This is a genomic window from Candidatus Epulonipiscium viviparus (genome assembly GCF_000171335.1).
In the GTDB taxonomy this organism is placed as follows: Bacteria; Bacillota; Clostridia; order Lachnospirales; family Cellulosilyticaceae; genus Epulonipiscioides; species Epulonipiscioides viviparus.
Window position 1 is genome coordinate 39,775 of sequence record NZ_ABEQ01000010.3, and the last position, 6,351, is coordinate 46,125.

The 6,351-nt window shown below is 38.1% G+C and carries 5 protein-coding genes; 4 read left to right on the top strand and 1 reads right to left on the bottom strand.

What is annotated here, in order from left to right; all coding sequences use genetic code 11:
- Positions 1-4: 4 nt before the first annotated feature.
- Positions 5-1,885, bottom strand: coding sequence for an alpha-amylase family glycosyl hydrolase (locus tag EPU_RS02560; protein WP_029487867.1), 1,881 nt, complete (start codon positions 1,883-1,885; stop codon positions 5-7).
- Positions 1,886-2,840: 955 nt separating this feature from the next.
- Between EPU_RS02560 and EPU_RS02570 the strand changes: the two genes are divergently transcribed.
- The 4 genes from EPU_RS02570 to EPU_RS02590 all read left to right on the top strand — a co-directional run bounded on the left by EPU_RS02570 (position 2,841) and on the right by EPU_RS02590 (position 5,333).
- Positions 2,841-3,371, top strand: coding sequence for a hypothetical protein (locus tag EPU_RS02570; protein WP_156778389.1), 531 nt, complete (start codon positions 2,841-2,843; stop codon positions 3,369-3,371).
- A gap of 872 nt (positions 3,372-4,243) precedes the next feature.
- Positions 4,244-4,399 carry a hypothetical protein gene (locus tag EPU_RS13520; protein WP_156778390.1) on the top strand — a complete coding sequence of 52 codons (156 nt, stop codon included), beginning with the start codon at positions 4,244-4,246 and terminating at the stop codon, positions 4,397-4,399.
- A gap of 125 nt (positions 4,400-4,524) precedes the next feature.
- Complete coding sequence (locus EPU_RS02585; RefSeq protein WP_010166481.1) at positions 4,525-5,019, top strand: hypothetical protein; 495 nt, start codon at positions 4,525-4,527, stop codon at positions 5,017-5,019.
- Positions 5,020-5,087: 68 nt separating this feature from the next.
- Positions 5,088-5,333, top strand: a complete 246-nt coding sequence (locus tag EPU_RS02590) for a hypothetical protein (RefSeq protein ID WP_010166482.1) — start codon at positions 5,088-5,090, stop codon at positions 5,331-5,333.
- The last annotated feature ends 1,018 nt before the right edge of the window (positions 5,334-6,351 follow it).

The window sequence follows — 6,351 nt, forward strand, 5'->3', positions numbered from 1 at the left end:
TTGCTCACTTATTACCAATTAATACACAAAAACTAAATTCATCTGCCAAATAACTTTTGCTTACCTGAGCCTCAAACGTTGACTTTTGGTTGCTATCTAGATAAACGCTCCAGCCGTTTTTGGTTGGTGGTAAGTTAAATACCAGCGGTTCGCTATAATTATTCATGATAAAGTAGACTTGARAATCTTCTCCGTTTAAACTAAACGCTAGGCTTCGAGAATAGAAGCTCCAGTCTGGCAGGTGCGGTCTTGTCCCGTGCCATACAATATCTTTGTCTGTATCGTGATCATACCATTTCAGCTTGCTGCGCAGTGCGAGAGCCTTCTTTACAAATAACGTGACATCACTGAATTTGTCTTGGCGTGCCCAATCCACCCACACTGTCTTGTCGTTTTGGCAAAAGGCATTGTTGTTTCCGCCTTGTGTTCTGCCCCCCTCATCTCCCATAACGATCATTGGCACCCCTTTGCTAAATATTAGCAACGCCATTAAACTTTTCATTCTCTTGATGCGCAATTGATTGATCTTAGCGTCGCTGGTTTCGCCTTCATAGCCGCTGTTGTAACTGCAGTTGTTGTTGCTACCATCGCGATTGTTTTCGCCATTGTTGATGTTGTGTTTTTCGTTGTAGCTTACAAGATCCCACAAAGTAAAGCCGTCGTGAGCCGTAATAAAATGAATAGGCAACGTTTTGGAGTTACCATCTATATTTCGAACGTCGTTGCCCACAATGCATGTTGCGATCTGGTTAACATGCCCTTTATCTCCCTTGCCAAAGCTGCGAACGCTATCTCGAAATGCGTCGCTCCATTCATGAAATGGGAATGGCATCCTTCCTACATAATACTTTCCTTTAGCATCCCAGCTCTCGCTAATTAGCTTTACGTTCTTTAGAATGGGGTCGTCCGCTATTTTCTGCATTAAAGATCCATCCATCCAATTGCCGTTTTCGCCTTGAGCCAAAATAGCGCCTAAATCGAAGCGGAACCCGTCAAYACCCATCTCCAAAACAAAGTATCTAAGGCTGTCTATAGTCATCTCCTGAACGAGCGAATTGGAGGTATTGAGCGTATTGCCTGTTCCGGAGCAGTTGCTAAAGTATGGGCCATGGTGCCTATAATATCCTTTGCGGTTGAGAAGTTTAAAATTAAACAGTGCGCCGCCCTCGCCACCTTCGCCGGTGTGATTATAAACTACGTCCAAAAGAATTTCCATACCTCTGTCATGAATTTCGCGAACTAACTCTTTGAATTCTTCACGCACATGTTCTTTGTCTTCTGCATATACAGGATCTAGAGCAAAGAARCTTATTGAATTATAGCCCCACTCATCGGTTAATATTCGGCCTGTCTTTGGATGCATATTGATCAGCGTATGCCTATTCCACAAATAGACTGGCAACAGCTCCACTGCCGTAATGCCAATATCCTTTAGATAGTCGAGCTTTTCGATCATCGCCTTATAGGTTCCGCCACCACGCAAACCTTTGGTAAAATGTCCCACATGCATCTCGTATATCGTTGTTCTAGACCATGGTATCATTGGACGCTTTGTATCGTTTCGTTGCAATAACACTACTTTATTGAAATACCTACCATCTTGATTTTGCATTACTTCATAGCCGTAAGGATCAATTAGATAACGCTCTTTTGTTCCGTCGAGTACGCTCCAGGTATAATACATTCCTTCGATCGCATCGTCCATTGCGATATAAAAAAAATCTCCCTCAGAATCTAGATTGCGCACCAATGTTTTTTCAAATACGGCGCTTTCTTCTATGTTGGTATACAAACTCAATGTTATTTGATCAAAATCTTGCATGTATATTCCAAATACAAATTCATTATCAATTTTATGACAGCCAAGTCTTGGATAGCCGTTCATTATACCATCTCCCTTTCTAGAATGATTCATAGTAGTATAAACAATTGCGGATCGCTTTGCAAGGTACCAATTTCATATTTACTGGCACTACACTAATGTATGAAAAAACTTCGCATTCGGTGTTTTAATTTGAAATTTTCGCTATAATACATTTATTATATATAGTACAAAGTTTATTTTTTGGCAAATTTATTTTATCACGTATAAGCATTATTGTTACAATCTCTGTTTTTGATTAAAGAAAAGGAGTTTAATGATATGAACAAATTACAACGCAACGTTGTTTTGCTCGTCGCAACCACATCCTTTACACTTAGMATGCCCACTTTTGCGAATGAGATTCTCCCCAAAGTTAACTTTATACTAGTGGTGTATATGTAAATGATGCGACTTCACAGGCTTTATTATTTTGGAGAGATATACGCTCTTGGCTCTGTGATATCCACTGCAGGTGAATAGGACATGCTACTCACTGTTGCGGACGAAGCTACAGATAGCAAAGCTCCGGTGTTTAGGTAGAGGCAACTTCCTTGATGCTAATCCAAACATCGCAACTGTTAATGATTCAGCTGCAATCCTAAATTATACGATATACTCAATCAACGGGACCGAATACGTAAAATTTAATGGTTCCGATAGCTTTACTAACGCCGTTGCTGAAATACTCTCTCCAAAATCGGTACATATAATATCATTATAACTGTCGCAGATAATCTGCACAGATATTACAAATCACGTTCACTGTAACTGATACAACCGCACCAGTCTTCGGTTATAACGATAAGATTTTTACTGCAATAGACAAAACCTCGGTGAGGCTATCACAATTGCAGAGAAATTTGTACCTGCCATAAAGATAATAGAAGATAACTTAAAATCTACGACATACGAAATCGATGGTATCAAATCCAAAAAATTGGCTGGCCCAACAGGTTTCGATTTTGCCATAGCGGAAATGTTATCGAGGGTAGATACAAAATCTCCAGGGGTATACGACATCCGCATTGTTATATTAGATCATGCCAACGCCCCACAAACGCTACGCACTGCTCTTATAATTACTGCAGTAGTCGATGCTACCGCCCCAGTATTTACATTTAACGATAAGCAACAAAAAGATCAAGCTACAGTTTCAGTTAAACATAACGAAGGAGCCACTTACAATGTGCCTATTTCTGTTGTTGCTAACGACAATGAGGTCACTGTAGCCTACAGATCTGCTACGCAGCTGCCAACAGGGTCTGTGGCAACCGGTCTAACTACGGCATTTGCCGCGCTCTCGGCTTTAATATCTGCGGCGCACACATTTGGAGAACACACTATAATAATTAACGCAGCAGATAAGGCTGAAAACGCAACYATACTTATATTTGAGGTAACTCTTAATGCGATAGCAAGACCAATCTTTAAAGCAGAYTTTGTATCTAACGTTATTATACCCCTAGGTGATAAAAATTATACATCATATATCGCAGGCAAAATATAAATTTCACCTCGCAAGTTCTGGGTGCGATCTATTTTGTGATATGTAGAATACGCTACGATAGCAATAGCAGGATCCTCTGCTACCGAGAAGGATAACCCTACTATTATATCGAGAGCGTATAAGGACAGTGTATTGATTAGAGATGTTAGCAACATAAATGGAACAGGCTGAAGTGTATGATGTGATTTTCGCAACTCCAAAAACTGACGAAATAGCTACTGTTAGATTTGCCACTATTGCTATAGCCGGTGTATGTGCCGAAAGGGTCACCTGAACTCCAAATGCACGTCCTGTTATAAATGCTCCTGAAAAGGAGGCAATTCATTAGAAGTGAGAGAAGAATATGTTGTACCAACTCTTAAAGCCACGGACTCAGAACAGTCGGGTATTGAACTGTAAACTATTTTGGTTATACTTGATGAGAGAAATAACGAGGTTATTAGCTCTGATGTTGTGACTTTAAAAGTTGGAAAATATCAAATACAATTTTCAGCTCAAGATGCTGTCGGCGCAGCAGCTGAAGAAGTGATAATAAAAGTTACTGTGGAAAATGTTCTTGACAAAACAAAACCCGCGATTAACTCCCTTAAAAAAATCATACTAAAAAAAGACCACTTTTGATTTTATCTCATAAAGGAGAAATTGTATCTGGAGCTAATACCAGTGTAAAAATAAGCACATATTTCACGCTAGTATACGCTATAACAGACAAGGCTGAAATGTCTCAGATGCCATTGCAATCAAAGTAACTATATCAGAATCCGTCGCAGACATTTCTGTTGCAGCAGATCCAGCGCCTTTGCTAGAAGTTTGCTRCTAAAAATGCCTTTATTTTCCTAACCATAGTTGCAAAGGATAAATACGGTGTAGAGTTGTCATTAATTTATACTGTTATAAAGAAGGCAGGCGGAACAATTACAACCGTGGATACGGATCGAAATTCTGATAATATTACTAAACTGGGAGGGAGATATCTAATCATTCTCAAGATTCATACGGAGATTCCGTTTACTACGACGTTGAGATAATAGTGATCAATGATACTGCTCCAGTTATTTGGTATAGCGACCTCATGGCTTAAGAAGGAGCACATATCAATCTTAAGAGAAATGAGGCTTTTGCATTTTACGTTTCGATTGTAGAAAAGGCAGAAATGGCCAAACTTACTCAAAGAATTACAACACTAGGCGATCCGCCAGTTAAAGGACTAGGCAATCAAGATATTGCGCTCGGAACTTTATACAAGCTTCCGCCAAGGACGAGATGCTACAAAATTACCTACACAGCAGATGATGGTTTTTATACAGACAACTTTAGTATTACGATCACTGTTGATGAGGAGGAGGTAAGTAAAGTAGATCTTCCTATTTTTAGGGTAATTGATGAGCGTACTCAAAAGCCGGTGGCTGCTGATGCTATAATCAAACGTACTTTAAACGACGATGTTGAATCGCTAGATCTCTCATATACGAAGCAACCGATGGAGCCGAAATCACTGTCACCTAGAGCGTTAGTATCAGCGGTAGTATCAGTAACGAAGATCGCATCATGGATATTACAGAAATTTTTAACTCCCCAGCTCGGTATACGATTATTGTTAAAGCAACAAAAGACGATAAAGTTGCAACACACATATTTACCCTCATAATATATAATTCCCATAAAACGGTTTATTTATACAAAAATATTCAATAAATTGATAAAAATATTGCTTGTATGGAATTCTTAACCAAAAACGAGGCACTGTTAAAGTTTGATGTTAAAGCGATTGAGAACGCATTGATTTTAAAAATTTTCCGTATCAAATTTTTAAAATTATCTCTAACAGTACATGCTGATGTTGCGAAGGAACTAGATAAAGTTGCTCCAACAATCGAAACTGTAGCAGCCACGCCAATAGCAATGGACAATGTAGGCGGCGCCATTATAAGGAAAGCATTATATATAGAAAAGCCATTATAAGGAAAGTATTAATATAGGAAAGCATTATAATAGGAAAGCATTATAATAGGAAAGCATTATAATAGGAAAGCATTATAATAGAAGAAAGCATTATAATAGGAAAGCATTATAATAGAAGAAAGCATTATAATAGAAGAAAGCATTATAATAGGAAAACATTATAATAGGAAAACATTATAATAGAAGAAAGCATTAATATAGGAAAACATTATAATAGAAGGAACTGCTTCAGCGGCGCCGCTGCTAAACTATAGCGTCCCTATTAAAATATGAACCGTATCAGAAATGGAGAGGTCTGTACAGGAAGTACAAATTCGATCACACGTAAAGCTTACAATTTTTTACGCGATACAAAATAGCTGGATGCTCCAGTAGYGGCGAGAGAAGGAAACCAAATCGRATGTTGCATTGGAAATTTTGRATGCGTAGTAAGGACGCTAGAAGGGCGTAAAAACATAGAGGCATTTGAGGACCCCAAAAAATACCAAACGYGACAGTGACGATAGAAAATAACGCGTAGTACGCGATATTAAGCGGTAATATCGTCGTCGGTTGTGGTGGTATWTAAAATTTTGTTCTAAAATTTTATAAAAAAAATATATATAATTATAGGCTATCTGCCTTGACAATGTCTGTTATACTTGACTTGTAACAAAAAAGATTTTTCTCATGCTTTCTTTCACTTTCTTTCATACGTGCTTACTTTTGGTTATTTTTATTTAATCAAAGTACTATCCTATTAAAAAGTTATTCTCTATGAAGGTTATATTGTGTTTGTTGTTGAAGTGTGATGCTTGGAAAAATCGTTATTGGCTTTTAGGGATTAAGATAAGAGTTTCCAATCATATGATATATTCATGTGATAAACAATATATGGATTAGTTATTTACTGCCTCTTGGTAGTGTCTTCCTTTTTCTTTTTTCAACTCCTAGATTGTTTTGGTACTATTATCTATTCGCCTACTCTCCCTAAAAACTAATAGTTACACATTTGCAATAGACTCAGAAGACGCAAGAG

What these genes read in the sequence shown, in the direction of transcription:
- EPU_RS02585 (WP_010166481.1), top strand. Translation starts at nt 4,525, where the DNA reads ATGGCCAAACTTACTCAAAGAATTACAACACTAGGCGATCCGCCAGTT.
- EPU_RS02590 (WP_010166482.1), top strand. Translation starts at nt 5,088, where the DNA reads ATGGAATTCTTAACCAAAAACGAGGCACTGTTAAAGTTTGATGTTAAA.